Source organism: Halalkalibacter suaedae, from assembly GCF_017939705.1.
In the GTDB taxonomy this organism is placed as follows: domain Bacteria; phylum Bacillota; class Bacilli; order Bacillales; family Bacillaceae_D; genus Halalkalibacter; species Halalkalibacter suaedae.
In genome coordinates this window covers 1-25,607 of the sequence record NZ_JAGKSQ010000009.1, presented here as the reverse complement: position 1 = coordinate 25,607, position 25,607 = coordinate 1, and the positions used below count along the sequence as shown (strand labels likewise).

The 25,607-nt window shown below is 39.7% G+C and carries 26 protein-coding genes, 1 tRNA gene and 2 rRNA genes; 8 read left to right on the top strand and 21 right to left on the bottom strand.

Translation table 11 applies throughout. The annotated features are described in order from the left end of the window. Positions 1–212: 212 nt before the first annotated feature. On the bottom strand, positions 213–1,841 hold the full coding sequence (groL, locus tag J7W16_RS17930) for a chaperonin GroEL (RefSeq protein ID WP_210598862.1): 1,629 nt from the start codon (positions 1,839–1,841) through the stop codon (positions 213–215). A 46-nt stretch (positions 1,842–1,887) separates the two neighbouring features. Further along, on the bottom strand, positions 1,888–2,172 hold the full coding sequence (gene groES, locus J7W16_RS17925; RefSeq protein ID WP_210598861.1) for a co-chaperone GroES: 285 nt from the start codon (positions 2,170–2,172) through the stop codon (positions 1,888–1,890). Between the two features lie 439 nt (positions 2,173–2,611). Here groES and J7W16_RS17920 point away from each other — a divergent pair, with 439 nt between their 5' ends. Further along, complete coding sequence (locus J7W16_RS17920; protein ID WP_210598860.1) at positions 2,612–3,337, top strand: CPBP family intramembrane glutamic endopeptidase; 726 nt, start codon at positions 2,612–2,614, stop codon at positions 3,335–3,337. After that, positions 3,334–3,549 carry a YdiK family protein gene (locus J7W16_RS17915; RefSeq protein WP_210598859.1) on the top strand — a complete coding sequence of 72 codons (216 nt, stop codon included), beginning with the start codon at positions 3,334–3,336 and terminating at the stop codon, positions 3,547–3,549. Before J7W16_RS17920 ends, J7W16_RS17915 begins: the two co-directional genes overlap by 4 nt. A gap of 59 nt (positions 3,550–3,608) precedes the next feature. Here the strand turns inward: J7W16_RS17915 and J7W16_RS17910 are convergent, their stop codons facing one another. The 5 genes from J7W16_RS17910 to J7W16_RS17890 form a co-directional block, all read right to left on the bottom strand. Continuing rightward, the gene (locus tag J7W16_RS17910) at positions 3,609–5,048 is read right to left on the bottom strand and encodes an MDR family MFS transporter (protein WP_210598858.1); all 1,440 of its coding nucleotides are present in this window, start codon (positions 5,046–5,048) and stop codon (positions 3,609–3,611) included. A gap of 93 nt (positions 5,049–5,141) precedes the next feature. Further along, positions 5,142–5,678 (bottom strand): DoxX family protein, encoded by a 537-nt coding sequence (locus J7W16_RS17905; RefSeq protein ID WP_210598857.1) that lies wholly within the window; start codon positions 5,676–5,678, stop codon positions 5,142–5,144. 218 nt (positions 5,679–5,896) lie between these two features. After that, positions 5,897–6,655, bottom strand: a complete 759-nt coding sequence (gene tatC, locus J7W16_RS17900) for a twin-arginine translocase subunit TatC (protein ID WP_210598856.1) — start codon at positions 6,653–6,655, stop codon at positions 5,897–5,899. Positions 6,656–6,672: 17 nt separating this feature from the next. Continuing rightward, positions 6,673–6,849: a twin-arginine translocase TatA/TatE family subunit gene (locus J7W16_RS17895; protein WP_210598855.1), complete on the bottom strand. Its 177-nt coding sequence runs from the start codon at positions 6,847–6,849 to the stop codon at positions 6,673–6,675. 24 nt (positions 6,850–6,873) lie between these two features. After that, positions 6,874–7,512 carry a redox-sensing transcriptional repressor Rex gene (locus J7W16_RS17890; RefSeq protein WP_210598854.1) on the bottom strand — a complete coding sequence of 213 codons (639 nt, stop codon included), beginning with the start codon at positions 7,510–7,512 and terminating at the stop codon, positions 6,874–6,876. A 206-nt stretch (positions 7,513–7,718) separates the two neighbouring features. Between J7W16_RS17890 and J7W16_RS17885 the strand changes: the two genes are divergently transcribed. Beyond that, positions 7,719–9,653 (top strand): ABC transporter ATP-binding protein, encoded by a 1,935-nt coding sequence (locus tag J7W16_RS17885; protein ID WP_210598853.1) that lies wholly within the window; start codon positions 7,719–7,721, stop codon positions 9,651–9,653. Between the two features lie 168 nt (positions 9,654–9,821). On the opposite strand, the gene J7W16_RS17880 is transcribed toward J7W16_RS17885, so the two are convergent. From J7W16_RS17880 to J7W16_RS17840, 9 genes are all read right to left on the bottom strand, one after another. Further along, complete coding sequence (locus J7W16_RS17880) at positions 9,822–11,963, bottom strand: hypothetical protein (protein ID WP_210598852.1); 2,142 nt, start codon at positions 11,961–11,963, stop codon at positions 9,822–9,824. A 274-nt stretch (positions 11,964–12,237) separates the two neighbouring features. Then, positions 12,238–13,257, bottom strand: coding sequence for a tRNA (adenosine(37)-N6)-threonylcarbamoyltransferase complex transferase subunit TsaD (gene tsaD, locus J7W16_RS17875; protein WP_210598851.1), 1,020 nt, complete (start codon positions 13,255–13,257; stop codon positions 12,238–12,240). Continuing rightward, the gene (rimI, locus tag J7W16_RS17870; protein WP_210598850.1) at positions 13,244–13,711 is read right to left on the bottom strand and encodes a ribosomal protein S18-alanine N-acetyltransferase; all 468 of its coding nucleotides are present in this window, start codon (positions 13,709–13,711) and stop codon (positions 13,244–13,246) included. Before rimI ends, tsaD begins: the two co-directional genes overlap by 14 nt. Beyond that, entirely contained in the window at positions 13,704–14,423 is a 720-nt protein-coding gene (gene tsaB, locus J7W16_RS17865) for a tRNA (adenosine(37)-N6)-threonylcarbamoyltransferase complex dimerization subunit type 1 TsaB (RefSeq protein ID WP_210598849.1), read from the bottom strand. The genes rimI and tsaB overlap by 8 nt, the downstream gene beginning before the upstream one ends. After that, the gene (gene tsaE, locus J7W16_RS17860) at positions 14,420–14,875 is read right to left on the bottom strand and encodes a tRNA (adenosine(37)-N6)-threonylcarbamoyltransferase complex ATPase subunit type 1 TsaE (protein ID WP_210598848.1); all 456 of its coding nucleotides are present in this window, start codon (positions 14,873–14,875) and stop codon (positions 14,420–14,422) included. Before tsaE ends, tsaB begins: the two co-directional genes overlap by 4 nt. 4 nt (positions 14,876–14,879) lie before the next feature. Beyond that, positions 14,880–15,872 carry a thiamine-phosphate kinase gene (thiL, locus tag J7W16_RS17855; RefSeq protein WP_210598847.1) on the bottom strand — a complete coding sequence of 331 codons (993 nt, stop codon included), beginning with the start codon at positions 15,870–15,872 and terminating at the stop codon, positions 14,880–14,882. 303 nt (positions 15,873–16,175) lie between these two features. Continuing rightward, positions 16,176–16,249: transfer RNA gene (locus J7W16_RS17850), tRNA-Met, on the bottom strand. A gap of 161 nt (positions 16,250–16,410) precedes the next feature. Next, a 5S ribosomal RNA gene (gene rrf, locus J7W16_RS17845) occupies positions 16,411–16,526 on the bottom strand. 371 nt (positions 16,527–16,897) lie between these two features. Continuing rightward, complete coding sequence (locus tag J7W16_RS17840) at positions 16,898–18,040, bottom strand: trans-sulfuration enzyme family protein (RefSeq protein ID WP_210598846.1); 1,143 nt, start codon at positions 18,038–18,040, stop codon at positions 16,898–16,900. A 209-nt stretch (positions 18,041–18,249) separates the two neighbouring features. Between J7W16_RS17840 and J7W16_RS17835 the strand changes: the two genes are divergently transcribed. Both J7W16_RS17835 and J7W16_RS17830 read left to right on the top strand, forming a co-directional pair. Continuing rightward, a complete protein-coding gene (locus J7W16_RS17835; RefSeq protein WP_210598845.1) occupies positions 18,250–19,230 on the top strand; it encodes a phosphotransferase enzyme family protein in 981 nt (326 codons plus the stop codon). 36 nt (positions 19,231–19,266) lie between these two features. Next, complete coding sequence (locus tag J7W16_RS17830) at positions 19,267–19,737, top strand: hypothetical protein (RefSeq protein WP_210598844.1); 471 nt, start codon at positions 19,267–19,269, stop codon at positions 19,735–19,737. 391 nt (positions 19,738–20,128) lie between these two features. Here J7W16_RS17830 and moaD read toward each other — a convergent pair whose 3' ends face one another. Genes moaD through J7W16_RS17810 form a run of 4 tightly spaced genes read right to left on the bottom strand, consistent with a single transcriptional unit; the run spans position 20,129 to position 22,596 of the window. Continuing rightward, positions 20,129–20,362: a molybdopterin converting factor subunit 1 gene (gene moaD, locus J7W16_RS17825; protein WP_210598843.1), complete on the bottom strand. Its 234-nt coding sequence runs from the start codon at positions 20,360–20,362 to the stop codon at positions 20,129–20,131. Beyond that, on the bottom strand, positions 20,355–20,831 hold the full coding sequence (locus J7W16_RS17820) for a molybdenum cofactor biosynthesis protein MoaE (protein ID WP_210598842.1): 477 nt from the start codon (positions 20,829–20,831) through the stop codon (positions 20,355–20,357). The genes moaD and J7W16_RS17820 overlap by 8 nt, the downstream gene beginning before the upstream one ends. After that, entirely contained in the window at positions 20,831–21,349 is a 519-nt protein-coding gene (mobB, locus tag J7W16_RS17815) for a molybdopterin-guanine dinucleotide biosynthesis protein B (RefSeq protein ID WP_210598841.1), read from the bottom strand. Before mobB ends, J7W16_RS17820 begins: the two co-directional genes overlap by 1 nt. Then, the gene (locus J7W16_RS17810) at positions 21,313–22,596 is read right to left on the bottom strand and encodes a molybdopterin molybdotransferase MoeA (protein WP_210598840.1); all 1,284 of its coding nucleotides are present in this window, start codon (positions 22,594–22,596) and stop codon (positions 21,313–21,315) included. The genes mobB and J7W16_RS17810 overlap by 37 nt, the downstream gene beginning before the upstream one ends. Before the next feature lie 106 nt (positions 22,597–22,702). On the opposite strand from J7W16_RS17810, the gene J7W16_RS17805 reads away from it, so the two are divergent. The 3 genes from J7W16_RS17805 to moaC are packed head-to-tail and all read left to right on the top strand — an operon-like array spanning position 22,703 to position 24,235. Then, a complete protein-coding gene (locus J7W16_RS17805) occupies positions 22,703–23,197 on the top strand; it encodes a MogA/MoaB family molybdenum cofactor biosynthesis protein (protein WP_210598929.1) in 495 nt (164 codons plus the stop codon). Then, positions 23,194–23,763 (top strand): molybdenum cofactor guanylyltransferase, encoded by a 570-nt coding sequence (locus J7W16_RS17800; RefSeq protein ID WP_210598839.1) that lies wholly within the window; start codon positions 23,194–23,196, stop codon positions 23,761–23,763. The genes J7W16_RS17805 and J7W16_RS17800 overlap by 4 nt, the downstream gene beginning before the upstream one ends. Further along, a complete protein-coding gene (gene moaC / locus J7W16_RS17795) occupies positions 23,756–24,235 on the top strand; it encodes a cyclic pyranopterin monophosphate synthase MoaC (protein WP_210598838.1) in 480 nt (159 codons plus the stop codon). The genes J7W16_RS17800 and moaC overlap by 8 nt, the downstream gene beginning before the upstream one ends. A 1,089-nt stretch (positions 24,236–25,324) precedes the next feature. Here the strand turns inward: moaC and rrf (J7W16_RS17790) are convergent. Further along, a 5S ribosomal RNA gene (rrf, locus tag J7W16_RS17790) occupies positions 25,325–25,440 on the bottom strand. Between the last annotated feature and the right edge of the window lie 167 nt (positions 25,441–25,607).

Genomic DNA, 25,607 nt, shown 5'->3' with positions numbered 1-25,607 from the left:
TTGTTTTTTCCTACGTTATCTAATAACTCTTTTGGCATCATTGATGTAATTTGATGAAATGTTATAAATTTTGTTTCTTGTTATTAAGCACAAGAAAAAGACTTCTCATAAGTTAAAAGAACTAATGAGAAGTCTCAAATTTTAATATTATGTTAGCATTTTGTTAGCAAGTCAATATAGGACCCTTATATACCAAGGGTTCAAGGGGCAGATTACATCATGCCGCCCATTCCACCCATGCCGCCCATATCAGGCATGCCGCCGCCGCCTTCTTCAGGCTTATCAGCGATAACTGCTTCAGTTGTTAGGAACATAGCTGATACAGATGCAGCGTGTTGTAGAGCAGAACGTGTAACCTTAGTTGGGTCTACGATACCGACTTCAACCATGTTTACCCATTCACCAGTTGCTGCATTGAAACCAATGCCCACTGCTTCACTCTTTAGACGTTCAACGATAACTGAACCTTCAAGGCCAGCGTTATGTGCAATTTGGCGAACTGGCTCTTCAAGTGCACGAAGAACGATGTTAATACCAGTTGCTTCGTCGCCTTCAGCTTCAACTGCTTGAACTGCTTTCAGTACGTTCACAAGTGCAGTACCACCACCAGCTACAATACCTTCTTCAACTGCTGCACGAGTTGAGTTTAATGCATCTTCAATACGAAGCTTGCGTTCTTTCATTTCTGTTTCAGTTGCAGCACCAACTTTAAGAACAGCTACACCACCAGCAAGCTTAGCAAGACGCTCTTGAAGCTTTTCTTTGTCGAATTCAGAAGATGTTTCTTCAAGCTGTGCTTTAATTTGGTTCACACGAGCTGCAAGTTGAGCTGTATCTCCAGCACCTTCAACAATCGTTGTATTTTCTTTTGTAATGACAACCTTGCTAGCACGACCAAGTTGAGTAAGGTTTGCAGACTTAAGGTCAAGACCTAGGTCTTCAGTAATCACTTCACCACCTGTAAGTGTAGCAATGTCTTCAAGCATTGCTTTACGACGGTCACCGAATCCTGGAGCCTTAACAGCTACAGCATTGAATGTACCACGTAGTTTGTTCACAACAAGCGTTGCAAGAGCTTCGCCTTCAACATCCTCTGCGATAATGAGGATTGGCTTACCTTGTTGAACTACTTGCTCAAGAACAGGAAGAACTTCTTGGATATTAGAGATCTTCTTATCTGTGATCAGAATGTATGGATTTTCTAGAACAGCTTCCATCTTATCTGAGTCTGTTACCATGTATGGAGATGCATATCCACGGTCGAATTGCATACCTTCAACTACTTCAAGCTCAGTTGAGAATCCACGAGATTCTTCAATTGTGATAACACCGTCGTTTCCAACGCGTTCCATAGCTTCAGCAATAATTGAACCAACTGTTTCATCACCTGATGAAATAGAAGCAACTTGTGCAATTGATTCTTTTCCTTCGATTGGCTTAGAAATCTTTTTAAGCTCTTCTACAGCAGCAGCTGTTGCTTTTTCAATTCCTTTGCGAATAACCATTGGGTTTGCACCAGATGTTACGTTCTTAAGACCTTCACGGATCATTGCTTGTGCAAGAACCGTTGCAGTTGTTGTACCATCACCAGCGATATCATTTGTCTTACTAGCTACTTCAGCTACAAGCTTAGCACCCATGTTTTCAAATGCATCTTCAAGCTCGATTTCCTTTGCAATTGTTACACCGTCATTTGTAATTAATGGTGAACCAAACTTCTTCTCAAGAACGACATTACGTCCTTTTGGTCCAAGTGTAACTTTCACAGCGTTCGCCAAAGCATCTACACCACGAAGCATTGAGCGACGTGCGTCTTCGCTAAATTTAATATCCTTTGCCATGATTTCTACCTCCTAGGTTTTTTATATGTAAAATCTCGTTTGGGTTTTAGCCGATAATCGCAAGAACATCGCTCTCACGTAAAATTAAATATTCCTTACCATCGTACTTCACTTCAGTACCAGAGTACTTAGAATAAATAACTGAATCTCCCTCACTCACTTCAAGTGCTACGCGCTCGCCGTTGTCTGTAACACGACCAGTACCGACAGCAATTACTTTTCCTTCTTGAGGCTTTTCCTTCGCAGAATCAGGTAGTACAATCCCGCTTGCCGTTTTTTCCTCAGATTCAATTAATTCAATTACAATACGATCACCTAATGGTTTTAACAAGGAAAACACCCTCCTTCAAGATATGAACTATTTTATTTATTAGCACTCGTTCCTTCCGAGTGCTAACACAATTATTATATTAATCATATCGATTTAAATTTGCAAGTCATTTGCAAAAGAAATTTTCGTCAAATTCATTGTTTTTTTTGCTTGTTGTTCATAATTCTAATTGTATTCGAGCTTTCATTAAGGTGATTTGTCAAAAGAAAGTACGAATGTTTACAAAGGGATTCGTATACGCTAAATAGACAACTAATCATCACCCAAACCTTTTATAGGATATCCAGTTCGAACCAATTTATTCACATTACTAAATGATTCGCTATTTATTCAAGACTTCCTTTTTAATCTTCAAAGAAACCTATGCTAAAATGGAAAGAGGATATCTTTAGAGCAATAGAGGTTATGGGAATTTTTTTCAAAGAAGGAGACAAGCACATTGAATAAACGATATTGGTGGATTTTAATTACATATGTATTAGCACAACTTTCGATCATACCTGGACAATTCCTTCTCCATTGGTTAGGAGTCGATACCGACCAAATATTAGGAATGTGGAGTATTATCAGCTTTACACTTGGCTTATTGGTTATTTTACTTCTATTAAGAAAGGATATGAATGAGAGGCATTTAGTCAGAGACCGCTCCTCAAGAGGTGAGGCCTTTCGTTGGATCATAATAGGGGTTTTCATGGTTTTTGCAGCACAATACGCTGCAGCATTAATTGAAATGTATGTCTTTGGAATAGAGCCTGGATCTGAGAACACCGCACAGATCGTCGAATATGCCAAAGCCTTTCCTGCCTTCTTGATTGTTGTTTCCATTATTGGGCCAATCCTTGAGGAAATTGTTTTCCGCTTAGTCATATTCGGGTCCTTGTACAAACGTTTTAACTTTTGGATTGCGGGTATCTTAAGTTCATTGATCTTTGCTGCAGTTCATATGGATTTCACCCATTTACTCATTTACACAGCTATGGGCTTTGCATTTGCCTATCTATATGTAAGAACGAAACGAATTATCGTTCCTATTATTGCTCACGTATCGATCAATCTATTCGTTTCACTTGTTCAAGTCATATTTGCTGATCGAATCGCAGAATGGTTAGAGCAATTAGAAGAGATTCAACAACAAACATCACTGATTATTGGGGGATTATTATGAGGGCTTCACCAATGATGATGGCGCTCCTGTATTTTGGAATTGGAGCCCTGCTTGTCTTTTTTGCGATCCAAAATGTTAGCACGGTGGGTTGGAATTTCTGGTCCTATTTAATTATCGCCTTCGCTACCGTTGATTTCATGATCGCCATTCGCTTTTACCGACTACGCAAAATCATCAAAAAAATACAAAAGCAAAACAAAAAGGATAAATGACTCTTTTTAACAACAAAAGAGGCTGACTAACTGGTAAACCCAATTTAGTCAGCCTTCTTTTATTGTGCAGCTTTACTTACATCAGTCTTTTCCTTTTTTGAATGCTTCTCAAGTAAAAAGCCTGCTGGAATCGTTACGGCCGTAATGATAGCCATTGCAATAAATCCTTCATTTATTGCCTGCAAGCTAGCCTGCTCAATTGTTCCGAGTGTACCCATTAGTTGTCCTCTTCTTACTTCAAAGTAAATTGAAATAAAAACAATTCCTAATGCTGAGCTCATTTGTCTAACAACATTATTCATCGCTGAGCCTCTTGAGACCAAGTGACTAGGTATCGCATTCATCCCTGTTGTTGTCGCGGGCATGCTACTTAATCCCATTCCAATTCCACGAATCGCCATCCAAATAAAGATAAAGGCTAGCGAGGTTTCTAGTCGAATAAACCCTAACGCAAACGTCCCAATTGTTACAATAATTAACCCTGTACTAATCACACCAGATGAACCTTTACGATCTAACACTCGTCCACCGATGGTCATGAACACACCGGTTAACAGAGCAGATGGCAGAAAGATTAGCCCAGTCGTAATCGCATCTAGTCCAAACACTTGTTGAATTAACATCGGAACGAGAAAGATCGCTCCAAATAACCCGATTGATGAAATCGCCGCAATCACCGTACTATACGTGTAGGCTGGGACTTTAAAAAGAGCTAAATCTAATAGTGGTTGATCCACCCTATACTCAATTTCAACAAATACATATAAAAGAATGATCCCTAAGGCTACAAGAATCAAATTAATCGGCTCTATCAAATGGCTTAATTCTGACATTCTTCCTAGAGCGTACAAAATCATTCCAACCCCAAATGTAATCGTAAGAAATCCGTAAAGGTCAAAGGTCACTTTCTTATTTGGACTTGTCGTTGGCAAATAACGATAAGCAAACCACAATCCTAGCAAGCCAATTGGCACATTGCAGAGGAAGAGGTAATGCCAGCTTAATGTTTCAAGAATTACGCCACCAAATGTAGGCCCAACTGTTGGTGCCATCATCGCAGATATTCCCCAAACCCCTGTTGCTAATCCGCGTTCCTTTTTCGGAAACGCCTCAAAAATAAGTGCCATCGACAGTGGCATCATAATCCCGCCACCAATCCCTTGCAAGCCTCTAAACATGATTAATGAAGACATGTTCCAGGATAAGGAACCAAGCAAAGAGCCCGCGATAAAAATAACCAAACCAAGTAAGTATAATTTCTTCTTCCCAAACCGGTCACCTAAATAACCTGTTACTGGAACCGTCATCCCCGTTGTGACCATGAAAATAGTAATAACCCAGCCCGTCGTTACCGCATCTGAATTAAAAACTGTCATTAGCTGCGGCACAGCAGGATTAAGCATACTGTTGTTTAATATCATCGTGAATGATCCTAATAGTACAGCTACAACAACCATCCACTTTTTTGATCCGTTCATCTCTCTCACACCATTTCGCATTACGAAGTATTTACTTTTATCTTACCATGATCTAAAAAAGATAACATAAAAAAACTCCAAGGAATCATTATCCCTTGGAGTCTACCCTCTCTATTAAAATGCTTCTTTAAGCTTTTGATTCTTTTCAATATCATTGCCTGCATTTCCTTTGTCTTTGAAAATCAAGTGTTTGACGTATGGTAATACCCAGCGGTCTCCGCCAAATCTACCTGCATTTGCTCCAGCCACAAGGATGAAGATTGCAATCATAATCATCAATGGATTCGTAGAGATTGTTCCAGCTAGTAGAAATGACATATTCATGACAACTCCGAAGAACGCAGCTACTGATGTGAATACCCCTAGAATCAAACCAAGACCAACAAGTACTTCTCCCCATGCTACTAGGATACTAAAGAGATCAGCATTTGGAATAGCGAAGTTTTCTAGGAAGGCAACATATGTTGGATATACGACATCCTCTCCTTTAACTACTGGGTTAGCTACAGCTCCTTGCAAGAATCCTCCTGCATTAAATTCTCCAGTTACTTTGCCCCAACCAGATGTTAACCATGACCAACCAAGATATACCCTTAACACTAATAACGCTCCAGCAATGAATTTATTTTGTCTTAGAAATTGTCCTAACATGATAATTCCTCCTTTTAGTATAAGTGCTTTTTTGTTTTATTGTGAATTGTTTCACAATCTTTCTACACTCTTAGTATAGCACCTTTTAGTGCTTTAGCTAGCCTTTTAAAGGAGGTTTCACCATTTGTTCAACCTTTCACAATCTTTTGCTGAAGTGTGATTTTTCTCACAGAAATAATCGGAAAAGGCACAAATCCTTTTATGGATTTGTGCCTTTTTTACGCTTCCTTTTTACTTTCTTCTTCTCGTAGCTTTTCAGCCTTTAGTACTTTTCGGTAGGTTAAATGTGACACCCAAATACTAAACTCATATAAAAGTAACAGTGGGACAGTTACCATTAAATGCGATAACAGTTCTGGTGGGGTAATAAATCCCGCGACGACCAGCAGTATAAAATACGCAAATTTACGGACCTGATTCAAGAACATTGGTGTAATTAATCCAAGTCTCGTAAAGAACATGATGACAACTGGTAATTGGAATAGTGCACCAAATGGTAATGTAATCTGAAACAAGAATGCAAAATATTCATTAACTCCATATTGTTCTGTGATTCCAAGCTTTTCCGATAGATTGCTCATAAATTGAACAATAAAGGGAAACAGGACAAAGTATGAAAATGCAATCCCTGTTAAAAATAGGATAAAGGCAAAAGGAATATAAGCAAGCGTTGCCTTTTGCTCAATTTCATGTAGACCTGGCTTTACGAATGCCCATAACTGATACAAAATCACTGGGAATGTTAAGATTAATGCACTAGCAAATGCAAACGTCATAAAAATCCGGATCGGGTCCGTCATTTTAAAAGCGTTCATCGGTAAATCCTGAGCGGTCGGTGTGCTTTGCAAATACGTAATAACTGGTGTGGCAAAAAAGAAGCCGGCAATGAGGGCAACTGTGAAAAAAACGAGTGTAATGACAATTCTTCGTCTTAACTCCACAATATGGTCCATTACCGACATGTCTCTTGGTTCCATATATAAACCCTTCCTACTTAGGCTTTGTCATTGTCTTTTTTCTTATCATCATCATCTGCTAAGCCTTTTGTTGCGTTTTTGAATTCACGTAATGTATTTCCCGCAGCCTTACCAAGCTCTGGCAGCTTCTTTGGACCAAAAATTAATAATGCAACTAATGCAATAATTGCGATGCTTCCTCCACCAAGTCCCATGGGTCGCACCTCCTTGTCCTAGTATTATACTGGATAATGTTTTAAAAAATAAACTAAAGCCTGTAACTCTACCGAAAGATCGATATGATGAACTCTAACTGAATCAGGTACATCAAGTCTTGCAGGAGTAAAATTTAAGATTCCCTCAATTCCCGCTTCAACGAGTTGATCAGCAATCTTTTGAGCAGCTACGGCTGGCACAGTCAAAATAGCAACAGATACTTCACTAAGATCGGTCACCTTTGTTAAATCCTTAAGGTGATGGATTTTGACCCCGCCAACCTCAGCACCGACTTTATTCTCATCGACGTCAAAGGCCATAACAATTCTTGTATTATTATTTTTCGAAAAATTATAATGAAGTAAGGCTGTCCCTAAATTACCGACACCGACTAACATTACTTTTGTTAACTCATCTTGATCAAGCGTCTTACGAAAAAAAGAAAGAAGATAGTTCACATTGTAACCGTATCCCTTTTTCCCTAATGCTCCAAAATATGAAAAATCACGACGAATCGTTGCTGAATCTACTTTAACAGCCTCACTCAATTCTGTCGATGATACACGTTGTTTCCCTGAGGCTTGAAGGTTCTCCAGAAATCGATAATACAGCGGGAGACGCTTTGCTGTTGCCTGAGGAATTTTCGTTTGTTCCATTTTCATAGGATGCCTCCCTTCCATCGAAGTAAGTAACCTAAACACATTTTACTGTATCGCTATTGTACACTATTTCACAAAAAAATGTCATCGTTTTCTCTCGTTGTTCAATAAGTTGTTGAAAGATTAAATGTACGATAAACTAAATAGAGAAAATCAACTAACATATAGTACTTAGAGGATTCATACTAGGATGAGTGAGGAAGATTCCCATGATCGTTTTACAATGTATCAATATAACTAAATCATTCGGTGTTGAGCCGATATTATCAAATATTAAGCTAGATATTCAAACAGGTGAACGTATGGCTCTTGTCGGTCGAAACGGAGCTGGAAAGTCAACTCTTCTTAAAATCATTGCAGGACAAATTTCTTTTGACAGCGGCGAAGTCATGAAGCCCAAAGGGGTTGAGATTGGTTATCTTGCTCAGGATACTGGTCTAGAATCTAGTCTATCCATTTGGGACGAAATGTTAACCGTCTTTGAACCATTAAGAAAAATGGAAAAGCATATTCGCCATATGGAGCAACAAATGTCAGATCCAGACCTATTAGCGAATGCTACCCGTTACGAGAAACTATTAAAGGAATATGATGAAAAGCAATTATCGTTTAAAGATCTAGGCGGATTTCAATATGAAGCGGACATCCGTGGCGTGTTAGCTGGAATGAATTTTGCAGACTTTGATTATTCTACTAAAATCAGCACATTGTCTGGTGGTCAGAAGACAAGATTAGCTCTTGCTAAGCTATTATTAACCAAACCAGATTTGCTTATTTTGGATGAACCAACAAACCATCTTGATATTGACACTCTAACATGGCTTGAGCAATATCTATCAGCCTACAAAGGGGCCATCCTCATTGTCTCGCATGACCGCTACTTCCTCGACCGGATCGTCACTGAGGTTGTAGAGATCTCACGCACGAAATCAACTAAGTTCACAGGTAACTACAGTGCTTATTTAGAGGAAAAAGCCAAACGCTACGAAATAGAGTTGAAGCAATTCGAGAAACAGCAGGATGAAGTCGCGAAGCTAGAGGACTTCATTCAGAAAAACATTGCCCGTGCCTCGACGACTAAGCGGGCCCAGAGCCGGCGGAAGCAATTAGACCGTATGACAAAGCTTGATCGACCTGCAGGATCGGAAAAGTCAGCCTCCTTCTCCTTTGATATCTCACGCCAAAGCGGGAATGAAGTGCTTCGTATTGAAAACTTACATGTCGCCTATGGCGAGAGTACAATTTTCAAGGATCTTAATCTAGCTATTGATCGCGGCGAGAGTGTTGCTTTGATCGGTCCAAACGGTGCTGGAAAATCGACTCTACTGAAAGCTATTATTAATAAATTGCCAAAGGAAAATGGCCTCATTCGACTTGGTAGTAATGTCACAATCGGTTACTATGACCAAGAACAAGCTAACTTAAAGTCCAATAAATTGGTGTTGGATGAGCTATGGGATGAACATCACCTGCTGCCAGAAAAAGAAATCCGAACGATTTTAGGTAATTTCTTATTCAGTGGTGATGATGTATTGAAGCCTGTTTCTGCCCTTAGTGGTGGCGAAAAGGCACGTCTCGCTCTCGCTAAGCTGATGATGCAAAAGGCTAATTTGCTCATCCTCGATGAACCAACAAACCATCTTGATTTAGATGCGAAAGAAATACTAGAGAATGCATTAATTGATTATCCTGGAACATTGCTTTTCGTGTCGCATGATCGCTATTTCTTAAATCGTCTCGCAACTAGAATGGCCGAATTGGTCGACGGACAGATTACCAATTATCTCGGCGACTACGATTATTACGTTGAAAAAAAGGAAGAAACAAAACAGAGAGCTTTACTAAAACAACAAGAGGAAAATAAAGCGACCCAGGCTCCTTCTAGCAATCAAAATGACAAACAATCATTTGTTCAAGACAAGGAACAGAAGAAGCTAGAAAGACAACGTCTCCGTCGAATTGAAGAAATCGAGTCACTCATTGAAGGCTTCGAGAAAACATTAGCAGATAACGAACAAGCCCTCTGCGATCCAGAGATTTTCACCGATCATGAAAAAGCACAGCAGCTTCAATTGCAGATAGACGAAGCGAATCAAAAGATCGAGGAATTAATGGACGAATGGGAACAGCTACAGGAAGCTTAATCTGTTGATGTAACTGAAAAAGTTCTTTTTAGCAGTTCGAGGAAGTAGCAATGGCTCCACTCGTTGCACGCCTGCTATGAGAAACCCACTCATAGCATGGCTTAAGACAATGCAACGGTTTCGCTCATTGCTTAAGGCCACTGAAGAAAGGTGAAAATCACACCTTTTTCAGTGGCCTTCTTTCTTTAACGATAGCCAGTAGTAGTGGGTCGATACTACACAGAACATCGATGTTGCACCAGCAACAACACCAGAGTCATTTAAAACAAGAAGAGCAAAGGAAGCGACCACTCCCGTTTGCAAAAAGAGCTGTTTCTCAGTATCTTTGAGATGCAATCTCCTTCTCCACAATATAATCGAGACAAGAAGATAACTAGTAACGAAGAGCTGTGTCCAATTGGAATGACGGAAAATCTTCATATTCATTGCCATTTTTCTTTCAATGATATTGGAAATATAGACAAAGTCTCCTGCCAATAATCGATCAAACGCTGCACCGATATGAGTTTTTTCACCAGTCATTTGTAGAAGGAATAGAACACTCAGCATACTTACTCCTGCCCCAATAACCAAAACGATCATTTTCCATGTGAACTTAAGCTGATAGAGCCTAATTAGCAAAAAGCAAATTGCAATCCCTGCAGATAATGTAGCACCAGCATTCGTTCCCAAGGTGCTTTTTCCTAGCATAACTAAAAGCAACAGACCCATCCCTGCAATAACAATAGTAGCGACAACTTTGTTTCTTGTTTGTTTCAAAAAAGGGGTTAGCATGATAAAAGCCGCAACTAAATAGACACCAACATATTCATTACCGATTCCATAATATCTTGCTCCGATAATTGGGTCATAGCCTAAAAAAGAACGTTGCATAAGTGGTGAACCATAGATGATATCGATCGTAATTAACAGAAAGGTTAACCAACCAACAATGATAACGGGACTCTTCGTTGCTCTTTCAATAATAAACCCCGAGACAAAGGAAGTCGTAATGAAGGTAATCACAAATCCCGTTATCCCTAAATATGCCACCGCCTGTGACAACGCTAAAAACCAAAAAGGAGACATTAATGCCGATAAGAGAATAACCCTGTTAATACGTCTCCATGTTTCTCTACGTTTGACACCAAGCCAACCAAATATCGCAGCACCGACAAGTGCTACAACTAAGCTAGTTATATATGTAGAAAGAACTCCTGCCCTGCTTTTAAAAATCAAGACCATTTCATTAACTTCATCTAATACAGCGGCTTTGTCTGTTGATCCTGGATCTGATCGTACCATTGGCTTTCCAGCCCAGTTTTTATCAATTGGTATGTGATAAGATTGTAAAATGGTTGGTATGAAATCTAGACTACTGACTAAATAGTCCTGTCTTGTTGTTTCAGAGGTTAAATAGCCCCCAGTGAATCCTTCCTCCCAGTAAAAGACAGGTGCTAGCTGCTGCCTTTGCTCATATGCCTCTTTATGCATGATTGGCGAGAGTAACCATACTGTTCCTACTTCTTCTCGAACAGACGCAACAAACTGACTTAATCGAATGATTTGTTTTTCGAGTTGTCTTTCAAATTGTTCATCTACCATATGAGGCTTCTGCTCATATAGACGATAAAAGTCTCCCCACTCAATCACAGTAAAATGCGAATCATCTACAGTTGTTGATAAGTTGTGAATAAGGAACTCCGTATCCATTTCGACCCCATATGCTGAATCACGGCTACTCTTAGTCGCCTGCTGAATCGTCCCCTCACTCTTTCCCTCATGATTGATTGTCAGTAGTGAACCGTATCGCATCTGTTCCTCAGTCGTATCACTATGGCCTAATGCTCTCCGGATAACCTCTGCTTCCTCTAGTAATTCACCGAACTTACCGACTGGTGCGAGATGTGTTGTTTCTTTGTTTTTTTCAATTAAACGATGAAATTCTGGATGAAGTAACCCAGTCTCTGGTACTTTTCCAGTTGTCTGAAGCATCCAGTTCTCTACATTTTGTTCATTTACCTTTTCCCCTCGTTCAAAGCTGTTCCAACCCTGAACCCCAACTGCTTTAGAGCCTGAGCTTAAGGTCACCATATTATTTAAATAGGAGTACGGTCCATCTGGTCGGACATTCATCGCTCCAAATGCTGAATCTTGCCATAATTGATGATATGCATCGCTGTTTAACAACATAGGAACCTCATTAAATGACAAACCCGGTACGATAATAACAGCAATATCTTTTTTATCACCTGAATTATGTGTATATCCTTGAATAGTTGGGTATAAAAATAGAAAAACGACTACTATGCAAATGACTTTCTTCCACATACAAATCAACCTTTGTGCAAATTTTTCGACATATCCACAATATCCACATTGTTATACACATATTAATACTTGTTTCTATCAGTTTTTTTAAAGTTATACACATTACCCACAGGTTTATCCACAAAAAGTTAATAACATAGCTAACTCTTGAGAATATAGGCTTTTTTCAATATATCCACATTGTTCACAGATATGTGGACAAAAACTGTTAACAAGTCAAAATAAAAACACTTGTTTGTAGTATTAACAACAACAAGTGTTTTTAGTCTTATTTTTACCATTGTTCGAGATCAATTCCTGGATTTCCATTCAAATCATAGCCTACAAATTCTTTCTTCTTCAGCTTAATACTTGCAGCTGCTCCGATCATTGCTGCATTATCTGTGCATAAATTTAGAGGAGGGATGATCAGATTAACGTTGGAATCAGCATATTCTGCTTCTAACGCATTTCTAAGTCCTTTATTGGCCGCAACTCCACCAGCAACAAGCACCTGATTAATATTATATTGTTCGACTGCTCTTTTCGTTTTCCCGACAAGAACTTCAATTACACTCGCTTGAAAGCTCGCAGCCAAATCCTCTACCTTGATTTCTTCCCCACGCTGCTTATAATTATGTAACGTGTTGATCACTGCTGACTTCAATCCACTGAAGCTAAAATCATAAGAGTCGGCTTCTAGCCATGCTCGCGGTAATTTCAATACATCTGTACCCTCAGCTGCTAGGCGATCGATATGTGGACCACCAGGATACGGCAAACCGATTGTACGAGCTACCTTGTCGTATGCTTCCCCAACCGCATCATCACGCGTTTCTCCAATGATTTCAAAGGAACCATGTTCTTTCATATAAATTAATTCAGTATGCCCCCCTGAAACGACCAATGCTAATAAAGGAAAGGTTAAGGAATCAACGATCAGTTGGTTGGCATAAATATGCCCAGCAATATGATGAACACCGATTAAAGGCAAATCATGAGCATACGCGATTGCTTTCGCTGCATTAACACCGATTAAAAGTGCACCAACAAGCCCTGGCCCTTCAGTAACAGCAACGGCATCAAGGTCTTCAAAGTCCACACCTGCCTTTTTAATCGCTTCCTCTACAATAACTGTAATTTGCTCAACATGATGACGAGAGGCAATTTCAGGCACAACTCCGCCAAATCGTTTATGGCTTTCAATTTGAGATGAGACAACATTACTAAGGATTCGTTTCCCATCTTCAATGACAGCTGCAGACGTCTCATCACAGCTTGTCTCAATTGCTAAAATTAGTTCACTCTGCTTCATTTAAAATCACCCACATGACTAATGCGTCTTCTTGGTTATCCGCATAATAGTTTTTTCTAACTCCTCCAACCTGGAAGCCAACCTTTTGATAGAGGTTTTTTGCTGGTTCATTTGACACTCTTACCTCGAGCGATACTTTAAGCACCCCTAATTGCTTTAAAAAGGCAAGCACATAACGCAGCAGATTCTCACCATGACCTTGGCCTCGATGGCTAGAATGAACACCAATATTCGTAATCTGAGCTTCATCCATAACGACCCACATACCACAGTATCCAAAAATAAGATCATTTTCTTCATAGACGATATAGTGAGCAAATTGATTGGACGTTAGCTCATTCATGAAGATCGAAGGATCCCACGGTGTTGTAAAGGCATCTCTTTCAACTTGCATCACTTGCTCAATATCATCTGGGAGCATAAACCTGAATGTATATTTCTCTTGATCAATCATCGTTCTCGCTCTTTTCCTTTTGTGCTTCTTTCCATTTCGCTTCAGCCTCGGCAAGCTGTAGGTACTCCGGAACAAACAGATGAGTATCTGAATCCGTTAACATTGTAGCCCCAAGGTTTGCTAGTTCTGATGGTCTTGGCAACATCATTGTTCCTGGTGCAAACATGACCTGCGTTCCAAGCCTTTCGGTAATAACTTCTCTATGTAATTCGCAATCTTGTCCAACAAACAGAACCGGCTCTTGTCGTTCACCTAATAAGTCAAGCCAATCTGTCAATTGAAGCAATTGATCATTCACAACACTTTCGACCTTGCCTTCATCCGCCGCCTTATACAGACCTGTATACACTTGACCTCTTCTCGCATCCATAATTGGTGTGATGACCCCATTAAAAAAGCGGCCGGCTTGTGCCATAACTGCTAAACTAGACACACCAACAACCGGAATATTTAACGACCATGCAAGTGTCTTTGCTGTTGTTACCCCAATTCTAACGCCAGTATAGGAACCTGGCCCATTAGCCACAACAATTCGATCTAGTTCCTTCGGTCTAACATTAACCTCTTTCATTAAGGAGTCAATCGCTGGCATCAGACGCAAGGAATGGTTCTTTTTAATATTTGTAACGACTTCGCCTAATGTGCGGCCATCCTCAGTGACAGCAATCCCCATCACAAATGACGATGTATCAATAGCTAGTATTTTTGTCATGCTTGTAGCTCCTTACTTAAACTAAAAGACCGTTCACCTGTCGGCTGAAAGGTAAGTTTTCGAGCAGTCTCTCCTTGATGGACAATCGATATCTTTAATCGATCTTCAGGTAACTGTGCTAGAATCATACTCGGCCACTCAATCACAGTTACACCTTCTCCGTAAAAGTACTCTTCTAACCCTAAATCTTCTGTTTCATTTTCTAATCGATATACATCCATATGATAAAGGGGAATTCTCCCTTTATACTCTTTGATAATGGTAAACGTCGGGCTGTTAACCACTCTCCGAACCCCTAAGCCTTTAGCTAACCCCTTAGTGAAGCTTGTCTTACCTGCACCTAGGTCCCCTTCTAATGTGATAACATCACCTGCTCTAACAAGAGCCCCTAATTTCTCAGCAATTTTCAATGTTTCTTCTACTTCTTCTGTATCTACTGACCAATACTCCATTGTTTCACCCACGTTTTTGAAAATGATTATATCCTTGTTTTTCAAGCTTCCTTTGTTGATGTTCATCTTTTAAAAAGACGCCTACTGGTCCTTCTAGTACTGATCCAATCTCTTTAAAAAATAGACCTTTCTCACTGAACATTTTCGCCAATGAATCGCTCTGTTCACTAGGGACTGTTCCAATTAAGGCAAAATCCTCTCCTCCAAATAAGGCATACTCAAGCTGTTTTTGGTGAGGAATCTGAGCGATTGCCGGATGAAAAGGAATCTTATCACTTTCAATCATTAGTTGAACACCACTCGCCTCAGCTAATTCGTTGGCTTCACTAGCCAGCCCGTCGCTAATATCATTTAATGAAATACGAGCAGAATAGTTAGCGAGAAGCCTTCCAGCCACGACATGTGGCATTGGCTCTTGGTGAGCCAAAAGCAATGACTGCTCTTCGCCCGTGAAATCTCCGTTTAAGCCTTGCTGCAGGAGTAGCTCCAATCCAGCTGCAGAGCCCCCGACCGTTCCAGTTACAAATACTGTATCACCTACTTGAGCAGTATGACGATATCTAGCACAGCCTTGTTCCACTCGTCCAATCACCGTTACAGTTAACACTAATGCGTCACCAGTAGAAACGGTGTCACCACCGATCAAATCCATTTGATACTCCTTTGCTAGATCTTCCATTCCAGCGTAAATCTCACGAAGCTCCTGCTCATTCCAGGAAGGAGAAACCGCAACGGAAACTAGATAGAAAAGGGGGATTGCACCCATTGCCGCTAGATCACTCACATTGACAGCTAATCCTTTTTTACCGATTTGAAGGGGAGTTAACGTATCTTTTCGGAAATGTATACCCTCCACCATTGTGTCCACACATACTACTTCATCAAACTGACTAGAACCACGATAAACCGCAGCATCATCCCCAATCCCTTTTAACAGAGAAGATTGATGGGTTTTCTCAGGACTTATATTTGAAATAAAAGCAAATTCATCTTTCAATTGATTCATCCTTCCGCACTTGGAGTTCTAGGAAATCTTAGTAAAGGCTGTTGAAAAGATATGGTTTCCAATTTCCATTAGCCTAAACAAGAAGCACGCGAAGCAATTGCCGCTTCCTAGAATCTGCTCCAAAGGACTCTTCCAGTGATCTCATCTTACTATCCTAAGGAATCTCTTCTTAGTTTAGCCGATTTTAAAGAAAATGCCCAATAAATTAAGCAAAAAGTATCACCTTCAAAATAATTAGTGCCCCTTTAAAAACATAAAAAAACCGAAACAATTACGTTTCGGTTTTTTTCGGTATTGCGGGGGGCGGATTTGAACCACCGACCTTCGGGTTATGAGCCCGACGAGCTACCAGACTGCTCCACCCCGCGTCGCTATGAAGGATATTGATGATGCGTTTTCGAAGATGCTGGACATCTCCTCTACAAGTATTTCAAGATGCAATCATGTGTCCATGTTACTCGTAGTTGTTTCGACGATGTGATGCTTGTTGCTCCACACTTAATCGTTGTAAAACATTAAAAGAAAAACAGACCGGCAACGTCCTACTCTCACAGGGGGAAGCCCCCAACTACCATCGGCGCTGAAGAGCTTAACGACCGTGTTCGGCATGGGAACGGGTGTGACCTCTTCGCTATCGCCACCAGACTGTACTTCTCTGTGACACAATTTCAATAATACCACATGAATTTAATCAACGCAAGTAATAATTGAAAATTTATTTCTAACTATAGAATATGTCGATCTTCAAAATTATATACATTAATTAAAGAGGCTAGGACAAAACCAAGGTGTCTAACTGAAATACCGAATAATACAATCGTGTAGCGGATGAAATATACGTAGACTCCTGCGGGATGCAAAAGCCAAGGGTGAGACCCCACAGGCGTAGCCGAGGAGGCTCACCGGCTTCCCGCGGAAAGCGTAGTATATTTCAGGAGCGGCTTACATTCGCCAACTATCATAGTTTGGATTTTCTTTTAGTTTAATTACTTTTGTCCCCGCCTCTTTTGACCATTTTACTTACCAGCCTCAATAGCCTGTTTGAATGCAGCGATGATATCAGTTTCGTCTTCAATTCCAATGGAGATACGAATTAATTGCTCACCAATGCCCAGTTGCTTTCTGAGTTCATCCGGAATCGTACGATGAGAGGTTCTAATTGGATAAGAAACTGTTGTTTCAACACCCGCTAATGTTGGGGCAATCTTGACCCAACCCAATGACTTAAAGAAGGTCTCAACATTTACATTATCAGCTAAATCAATACTAACCATTGCTCCATTACCTTTTTCTGATACAAATGAAGGATAGTGAACACGTGCAACCCCGTCATGAGCTTCTAGAGCATCTGCTAATGCCTGAGCATTTCGGCACTGTCTATCCATACGCACACTTAACGTTTTAAGACCTCTGCATGCAAGCCAAGCCTCGAATGGACTTAGATTACAACCAAGTGTAATGACCTTTGATTTCGCTTTTGCAATGATCGATTCTCCGCCAACTAATACACCAGCAGTCACATCACTATGCCCACCAATGTATTTTGTCGCACTATGAACAACAAGATCGGCACCGAGCTTTAGTGGCTGTAATAAATATGGAGTAGCAAAGGTATTATCAATCATTGATTTAATATTTTTTTCTTTTGCTAATGCAATGACGTCTTCTAAATTCTCTACACGAAGTAGTGGATTAGTCACAGATTCCGTGTAAAGCAATACTGTGTTTTCCTTTATTGCCTTTCTAACAGTTTCAATTTGTTCAAAAGAAACGAAATCAACTTCGATTCCAAATGATGTTAATTCACTTGCAAACAGTTGATACGTCCCTCCGTACAAATCATCTGAAGCGATGACATGGTCACCTTGATTAGCAACAGCGAGAACACCTGCTAGAATTGCTGACATACCTGATGAAGTCGCAACCCCGTCCTCTGCATCCTCAAGTAAAGCAACTCCCTTACCTAAGTCATCTGTGTTTGGATTACTATATCTTGAATAAAGATATTCCTTATTTCCTTCGTAAAAGCTCTCCATATCATCAAGATCAGTAAATACAAAAGCTGACGTTTGATAAATTGGTTTTGCTTTACTTAGATTTCGCGAAGGCTCTTTCGTTTGAAAATGGACCGTTTTCGTATCAAAATTGGTTTCTTTCACCTGAATTCATCCCCTTTATAATAAAAAACAACAAATATTAAAGATTAATGCTATTCGTAGATCCCTTTATGTAAAGAAATAAAATGAAGGAATAGTTTGATTTTATCGTAATAGTAGAGAATCTTGCAACTTCTATTGAATATCTTAAGGAAAAAGGGTTCTAGTTCCTTTAGTCGAATAAGTTAGAAAACAAAAAAGGAGAATGTAATATGGAAGAAACGGTTTCAGCCTTATTTAGTAAAGATATTTTGCACGAGGCAGCTGGTTATTTTTCTCTAGAAATTGCTAGCCTCAAAGAAGTAGGGTCTTTTGAAAATTATGTATTTGAAGCAATACAAGATGGGAAGCCTGTGATTCTTCGTTTAACCCATAGTAGTCATCGATCACAAGAGCAGATTGAGTCCGAGCTTGACTGGCTCCTCTATTTACATAATCATAATGCTCCAGTCTGTCCTCCATACCGATCTAAGAACAATAAGTACATTGAGCAAGTCCAAGCTGGTTCAACCTATTTCTATGTCTCTCTCTTTAAAAAAGCATCCGGTACCGTAACTAAGCTTACTAACGAATCTTACAATCAAAATCTTGCATATGATTGGGGTGAGGCTACTAGTTTGCTCCACCGGCTTACCAAAGAGTATCAATGTCCTGAACATATTCAGAAAAGACCTTTATTAATTGATGAATTTCAACAACAATTTGTTCCATTTATTCCTCAAGATATGCTTTTACTCGAGAAAGTCAATTCTGTCTTAAAAGAGATTAAGCAACTATCTAGGGAGACGGGATTTGGTCTAATCCATTCAGACATTCATTCAGGAAATTTCTTTTATGACGGCGAACAACTTTCCATTTTTGACTTTGATGATTGCTCGTACCATCATTTCGCACATGATCTTGCTATGCCTCTCTACTACACACTATGGTCTAGTACATTTAATACTGAGGAAGACAAAGAAAGCTTCGCCAAGCAATTCCTCGAAGATTTTATTAACGGGTACCAAACACAATGTCCTGTCTCATCAGAGATGTACTCACAAATTAATCTATTTTTAAAGCTGAGAGACTGCGAGCTCTACGGTGTATTCCATAAGAAATTGGATATGAGTTCACTCACCACTAAACAAGAGCAACTCCTTTCATCGATACGTGAAAGAATCTTAACAGGGAACCCAATTGTAACGATATAGCAAGGTACCCAATGAAAACCTTGAGGAGAAACATTGATGATCTCAGAAAAAAATGTCGTCATTATTGCTATAACCGCTTTGATCCTAGGTGCTGTTGTAGTAGGTCTATCACCTAAGGATTTGTGGGATGAAAATGAAGGGCTACTAAAAGATGAAGTCCAATCAATCGAAGGCTCAACCGAAACAATAAATCTATTAGACATAACGCCCTTTGAGTGGGATGTCGTCCATTCATTTACCCCTTACACTCCAGTTGAGGATGTGTATGAGAGGGTTGGCTATGAATGGGACGATACTATTAGTGAAACCGTTAGTGAAGGCATGTACCAAATTGTTTTTATGAAAGATGAAAAAGTTGTTTGTTATATATATGGATATCCGGAGAACAACGGCTATGGGATAGACCTTCTCGCCAGTATGCTTACAGCAGAGGATGATTTAACTTTTCTAGTTGAAAGGAGAGAAGGCATCGTTTACCTTGTTAACGATGGAAGAACCTTTGATTAGGAATGGGACGCAGCTATAAACTATAACTTTTTTTAATGATTTATCAGAGTCGCCGTAAAAAGTCGCTTCGAACACGCTACCGGGATGGGGGGCACGCTTTCCGCAGGAGGGCGTTGAACTAACCGGCTGTGCCGGTGGATTTCAACCTGCCCTTCTTTCCTGCAGGAGTCGGCCCTCCCATCCCGTCCGCTTTGATTAAAGGGAAGATAGAATTTCTCTTCTCTTCTCTTCTCTTAACAGTGAAAGATTTCGTGATCAAAAAAGCAGTATCGCACACGATCTATCTCTGTTCGGGTTTTAAGTTTGTTCAAATACGTTTGTCCCAGCCACTTCACAATCTGATTTCCTACCTAAGAGTTAAAACAAAAACAGAAAACCAACTTTTAGGTCTTCACCCGCCACTCACTGGAGGAATAAAGGCAATGGTATCGCCTTCTTTAACGATATCCTGCTCGGTAGCAAATGTTTCATTAATGGCGATCATTGCGTTTGACAATGATGGTAATGTGTAGTGTTGATGTAGCCAATCAATTAAATCTGCAACACTTATTTCTTTTTTGTCTGATTCGATCTGCTCATGGCCGGACTCTTCCTGGAGTTGTGCAAATAATAATATTTTAATCATTGTTCATCTCTCCTAGGTCAGGTTTTCCCTTTGGATATTCTTTTTGCTCAAGTTGATCGCCGATCCATTTTGTTCCATCCTCCCAATATTCCTTTTTCCAGATTGGGACGATTTCTTTGATTCGTTCCATTGCATATTCATTTGCTTCATATGCTGCTTTTCGGTGGGGGGTTGAAACCGCAATAATAACAGCAATATCAGAAATTTGTAGCATGCCGACTCGATGAGAAATCGCAATGGTGGATTGCGGCCATTTCTCTTGTACTTCCTGGCCAATGTGAATCAGCATCTTCACTGCCATCGGCTCATATGCTTGGTACTCTAGCTTTAATGTTTTTTTTCCATGGGTTAACTCACGTACAGTACCAATAAATGTAGAAATCGCTCCACAATCACGACGAGTTACCTTTTCTACTAGCTCTTCTACTAAAAGTGGTTCATGTTTGATTTCAAATAATGTATGCTCCATTAATTGACCCTCATTTTCTGAAAAATATATTCTAAATAGCTGCCCTGCTCAGAGATTTGAAATATAGGTTGACTCTCACTCACGGTAATGTCGTTCCATGAAATAATACAGAGTATATTACTCATCCTTTCTACTAGAGGTAGATCCTCTTCTCCCCTAAGTAGTACAACCTTTGGATAATTCTCCTGTTTATACCCCTCAACGACAATCAAATCCGGATCAAAAAAACGATGCAAATCGATTAAACGATCTAATGTCCATTGATCTTTCTTAACATGCATAAGTAGCTCACCAGAACCTTCAACAGTCGTTATTCTCGCTCCAGCTTCGAGATGACGTTCACTGTCTTTGAGAGGCTCGCTTTTCTTTAAAGACCCACCATGTCCATGATGCTTAATTGTTGCTACATGATAATTTTCACTAGTAAATCGTTTAATAATCTTTTCAACTAGTGTCGTCTTCCCACTATTTTGATAGCCAACTATTTGTATGACGGGACAATATTGTTCCAAGGCCACTCACTTCCTTGCTGGTCCTCAAGTAACAGCACATCGATTTCCATTCCTTTTTCATATCCTCGTGTCCCACCAGGTAATAGCATCAGACAATCAGCACCAGACAACGAGCTAACAACACCTGACTTATCTAAACCAGAAGGAGCAACATGGATTCGACTACCTTCATTCGAAAGCTTAGATCGAACTAGCCTCATAAATGGGTTCGGTTTTGGAAAATCAACAGCTAAAATCGCCTTTGTCTTACTGTGGTGAGGCTTTTTGCTATACATGGCACGCTGCAATACAGGTCTAACGAATAATTCAAAGCCAACATAGCAAGCCGAGGGATTTCCTGACAAGCCATAGATGATTTTTTCTTGTCCTAAGGTCGCTACTGTCGTCACACTACCTGGCCTCATTGCCACCTTATTAAAGAGTATATCTGAACCTAGTTTTTTTAAGATCGCAGGCATATAATCATAATCGCCAACAGATACTCCACCAGTCGTGATTAAAACATCAACTTTTGAAAGAATCTCACTTATTGCTCCAAAGCACGTATCAAAATCATCAGCTAACTTTCCGAAATAAATAGGTTCTCCTCCAGCACGATCAATTTGTGCCATAATCATATGCGTGTTGCTATTACGAATCCTTCCTGGTTCAAGATCTTGATCGACATCAAGTAATTCAGTACCTGTTGCAATCACTCCTATCTTTGGCTTCACAGCTACCGGCACTTGGCTGTAGCCAAACGTTGCAAGGAGAGCAACGATTCCAGGATTAATTCTAGTCCCCTTTTCAACTAGTACAGTCCCTTTTTTTGTGTCCTCACCTTGATAGGAGATATTATCGCCCTTTTTAATGGTGCGTTTTAATTCAATATTTCCGTTTCCAAGTTCTCGAACAACTTCAAGCATGACAACAGCATCACAGCCATTTGGAATTTGAGCTCCAGTCATAATACGCACGACCTGACCTTGTTCAACCGTTCCATTAAAAACAAATCCTGCACCGATCTCTCCAACGACCTGTAACGTAATGGGATTAGATGAACTCCCACCGGTCGTATCCACTGATCGAATCGCATATCCATCATAAGGAGAGCGATCAAATGAAGGTACATCATGGGTAGCTACTAGATCTTCTGCTAAAAAACGATTATTTGTCATTTCAATAGATACATATTCTTTTTGACTAGTAATGGAATAGTCCATTACTCTTTTAACTGCTTCCCCTACAGGAAGAGGTGTCCGTTTTTCAATCAAGTAAACCCACTCCATTCAAGTCTTCTATGTATTTTGTTTTTTCTTAATGTTATGATTTAATTAGGATTACCTCATTTTAACATAAAGAGGAAAGGGGATGAACTTCATGCATCAGATTGATGAATCACAACAAGTGCGTGTAGGTATTTTAACTGTGTCTGATACGAGAACAGAAGAAACGGACCGTAGTGGGCAAGCAATTCAAGCATTACTAGAAACAAAGAAACATCAAATAGAAGCATATGCCATCGTTCTAGACGAACTTTCCCTTATTCAGACAACCATTCACGAGTGGATAGAACAGACAAATGTACAAGCGATTATTATAAATGGCGGAACAGGCTTCTCACCACGCGATGTTACATATGAGGCTGTTTCAACGATGCTGCATAAACAGATGGACGGATTTGGAGAATTATTTCGTGTGTTAAGCTATGAGGAAATAGGGGCAAAGGCGATGTTCAGTCGAGCCATCGCTGGAAGCATTAACGAAACCGCGGTGTATGCATTACCCGGCTCTACTAATGCCGTTACACTGGCATTAGAAAAACTGATCCTTCCAACAATCACACATTTTGTTGAAGAGCTTGTCAAACGATGAATATCGCTGGGATTGTCTTAGCTGGGGGGAAATCTTCCCGGTATGGTAAGCCAAAGATGTTTGAGTTACATCAAGGAATCCCCTTCTATCTATTCAGTGTCAATGCATTTAAAAACGCTGGACTTGAGGCTATTTTCATTTCAACAAATCAACAGCTTGCTTCTCAATTTGATCAAGAGGTAGGATCTCTACTACTTGAAAATGACGAACATAATGGACCGCTCTTCGCCCTATCTCAAGCAATGAAACAATTAAAAGACATCGAATGGTTTTTTGTCTTAGCCGCTGATATTCCCTATGTTACAGTTGAGTTTGTTCATACAATGCTTGAGGTACTAAAAAAGAATCAACCTGACATTATTATGCCAATTACAGACGAATACGTGCAGCCACTTCATAGTATTTATAATCGAAGCTGTCTACCTATAATTGAAGAGCTCTTACATTCCAATAAAAGAAGCTTTATGCCACTACTTGATAGAGTATCTATCCAAAAGATTAGATTCCCTAACGACCAGATGGATTTCGTTAATATAAACAAACGAGAGGATTGGAACAATGAGTGAATTTACACACTACAATCAAGAAGGTCGACCAAAAATGGTTGATATCTCTGAAAAAAATGAGACAACCCGAACCGCCATCGCACAAGCCAAAATTCAACTGAGCCCTACTTTATATACAGCAATTCAGAAACAAGAAATTAAAAAAGGAGACCCCATTCAAGTTGCTCAAATAGCTGGGATTATGGCTGCCAAAAAAACACCTGACATTATTCCAATGTGTCACCCCATTCAACTACAAGGAGTCGATTTCTCATTTAATTACGTCACACTCGACCATGATTATGAATTAGTTATTGAAGCCTCCGTAACATGCAAAGGGAACACCGGAGTTGAAATGGAAGCCCTCACAGCAGTATCCGCAGCTGCACTAACCTTCTATGATATGTGTAAAGCCGTTGATAAGAGTATGGTTATTAAAGAAACGATGTTAATTAAAAAAACTGGTGGAAAAAACGGGGATTTCCAGAGGTAAAAAAACACAAGTAGCGATTATGCTACTTGTCCTTTTTTATCTTTGGAGAGGTGGTTTGTTAGCAGGTGCCGGTGACTTAGGATCATAATAGTGCTAGTTTGGATCATAACGTACTAGTTTACGCTCATAACTTGTCGGATCCGGATCATAATTCAGCTGATCCCGATCATATATCTGGTTTTTTGTTAATTTAGATTCTATTTTTGACTGCTTACTTAGTGCTTAGGATCATAAATCTTCTAATTTGGCTCATAACGTACTGCTTTACGCTCATAACTTGTCGGATCCGGTTCATAATTCAGCTGATCCCGATCATATATCTGGTTCTTTGTTAATTTATATCCTATTTTTGACTGCTTACTTAGTGCTAAAGATCATAAATATGATAATTTGGCTCATAAGGTATTAGTTTATGCTCATAACTTGTCGGGTTGGACTAATAATTCAACTGATCCCGATCATATAATAGGTTTTTTATTAATTTAGATTCTCTCATTTAAATTGCCTACCTAGTGCTTAGGATCATAAATCTTCTAATTTGGCTCATAACGTACTAGTTTACGCTCATAACTTGTCGGATCCGGATCATAATTCAGCTGATCCCGATCATATAATTGGTTTTTTATTAATTTAGATTCTCTCATTTAAATTGCCTACCTAGTGCTTAGGATCATAAATCTTCTAATTTGGCTCATAACGTACTAGTTTACGCTCATAACTTATCGGATCCGGTTCATAATTCAGCTGATCCCGATCATATATCTGGTTTTTTGTTAATTTAAATTCTATTTTGACTGCTTACTTAGTGCTAAAGATCATAAATATGATAATTGGTGCTCATAATTCAGCTGACCACAAGTATATAACTGGTTTTTTGTTAATTTAGATTCTCTTTCTGATTGCCTATCCGGTATGCCGCTCATAAAAGTGCTAATTTGGATCATAATTTAATTTTTTAGATTAAGTCCATATAATTGTGTAAAAAAGAAAGAGTCATTTAGGAAAGTATACTCCATCTAAAGTTTACAGCTACCCTACACACTTTTATACAAATAAAAAAAGCACAATCCAAATGGATTGTGCTTAATTGCCCGGCAACGTCCTACTCTCACAGGGGGAAGCCCCCAACTACCATCGGCGCTGAAGAGCTTAACGACCGTGTTCGGCATGGGAACGGGTGTGACCTCTTCGCTATCGCCACCAGACTATATTGAACCTCAGAATCCAAATGGATCTTAGTTCACATTGAAAGAAATAGTTCTCTCAAAACTAGATAATACGCAAGAAACAGAATCAAGAATTGTATTGGATAAGTCCTCGACCGATTAGTATCTGTCAGCTCCACGTGTCGCCACGCTTCCACACCAGACCT

Coding starts and splice junctions, on each gene's coding strand:
- groL (WP_210598862.1), bottom strand. CDS start 1,841: ATGGCAAAGGATATTAAATTTAGCGAAGACGCACGTCGCTCAATGCTT.
- J7W16_RS17915 (WP_210598859.1), top strand. CDS start 3,334: ATGAGGGCTTCACCAATGATGATGGCGCTCCTGTATTTTGGAATTGGA.
- J7W16_RS17910 (WP_210598858.1), bottom strand. CDS start 5,048: ATGCGAAATGGTGTGAGAGAGATGAACGGATCAAAAAAGTGGATGGTT.
- J7W16_RS17905 (WP_210598857.1), bottom strand. CDS start 5,678: ATGTTAGGACAATTTCTAAGACAAAATAAATTCATTGCTGGAGCGTTA.
- tatC (WP_210598856.1), bottom strand. CDS start 6,655: ATGGAACCAAGAGACATGTCGGTAATGGACCATATTGTGGAGTTAAGA.
- J7W16_RS17895 (WP_210598855.1), bottom strand. CDS start 6,849: ATGGGACTTGGTGGAGGAAGCATCGCAATTATTGCATTAGTTGCATTA.
- J7W16_RS17890 (WP_210598854.1), bottom strand. CDS start 7,512: ATGAAAATGGAACAAACGAAAATTCCTCAGGCAACAGCAAAGCGTCTC.
- J7W16_RS17885 (WP_210598853.1), top strand. CDS start 7,719: ATGATCGTTTTACAATGTATCAATATAACTAAATCATTCGGTGTTGAG.
- J7W16_RS17880 (WP_210598852.1), bottom strand. CDS start 11,963: ATGTGGAAGAAAGTCATTTGCATAGTAGTCGTTTTTCTATTTTTATAC.
- tsaD (WP_210598851.1), bottom strand. CDS start 13,257: ATGAAGCAGAGTGAACTAATTTTAGCAATTGAGACAAGCTGTGATGAG.
- rimI (WP_210598850.1), bottom strand. CDS start 13,711: ATGATTGATCAAGAGAAATATACATTCAGGTTTATGCTCCCAGATGAT.
- tsaB (WP_210598849.1), bottom strand. CDS start 14,423: ATGACAAAAATACTAGCTATTGATACATCGTCATTTGTGATGGGGATT.
- tsaE (WP_210598848.1), bottom strand. CDS start 14,875: ATGGAGTATTGGTCAGTAGATACAGAAGAAGTAGAAGAAACATTGAAA.
- J7W16_RS17835 (WP_210598845.1), top strand. CDS start 18,250: ATGGAAGAAACGGTTTCAGCCTTATTTAGTAAAGATATTTTGCACGAG.
- J7W16_RS17830 (WP_210598844.1), top strand. CDS start 19,267: ATGATCTCAGAAAAAAATGTCGTCATTATTGCTATAACCGCTTTGATC.
- moaD (WP_210598843.1), bottom strand. CDS start 20,362: ATGATTAAAATATTATTATTTGCACAACTCCAGGAAGAGTCCGGCCAT.
- J7W16_RS17820 (WP_210598842.1), bottom strand. CDS start 20,831: ATGGAGCATACATTATTTGAAATCAAACATGAACCACTTTTAGTAGAA.
- J7W16_RS17805 (WP_210598929.1), top strand. CDS start 22,703: ATGCATCAGATTGATGAATCACAACAAGTGCGTGTAGGTATTTTAACT.
- J7W16_RS17800 (WP_210598839.1), top strand. CDS start 23,194: ATGAATATCGCTGGGATTGTCTTAGCTGGGGGGAAATCTTCCCGGTAT.
- moaC (WP_210598838.1), top strand. CDS start 23,756: ATGAGTGAATTTACACACTACAATCAAGAAGGTCGACCAAAAATGGTT.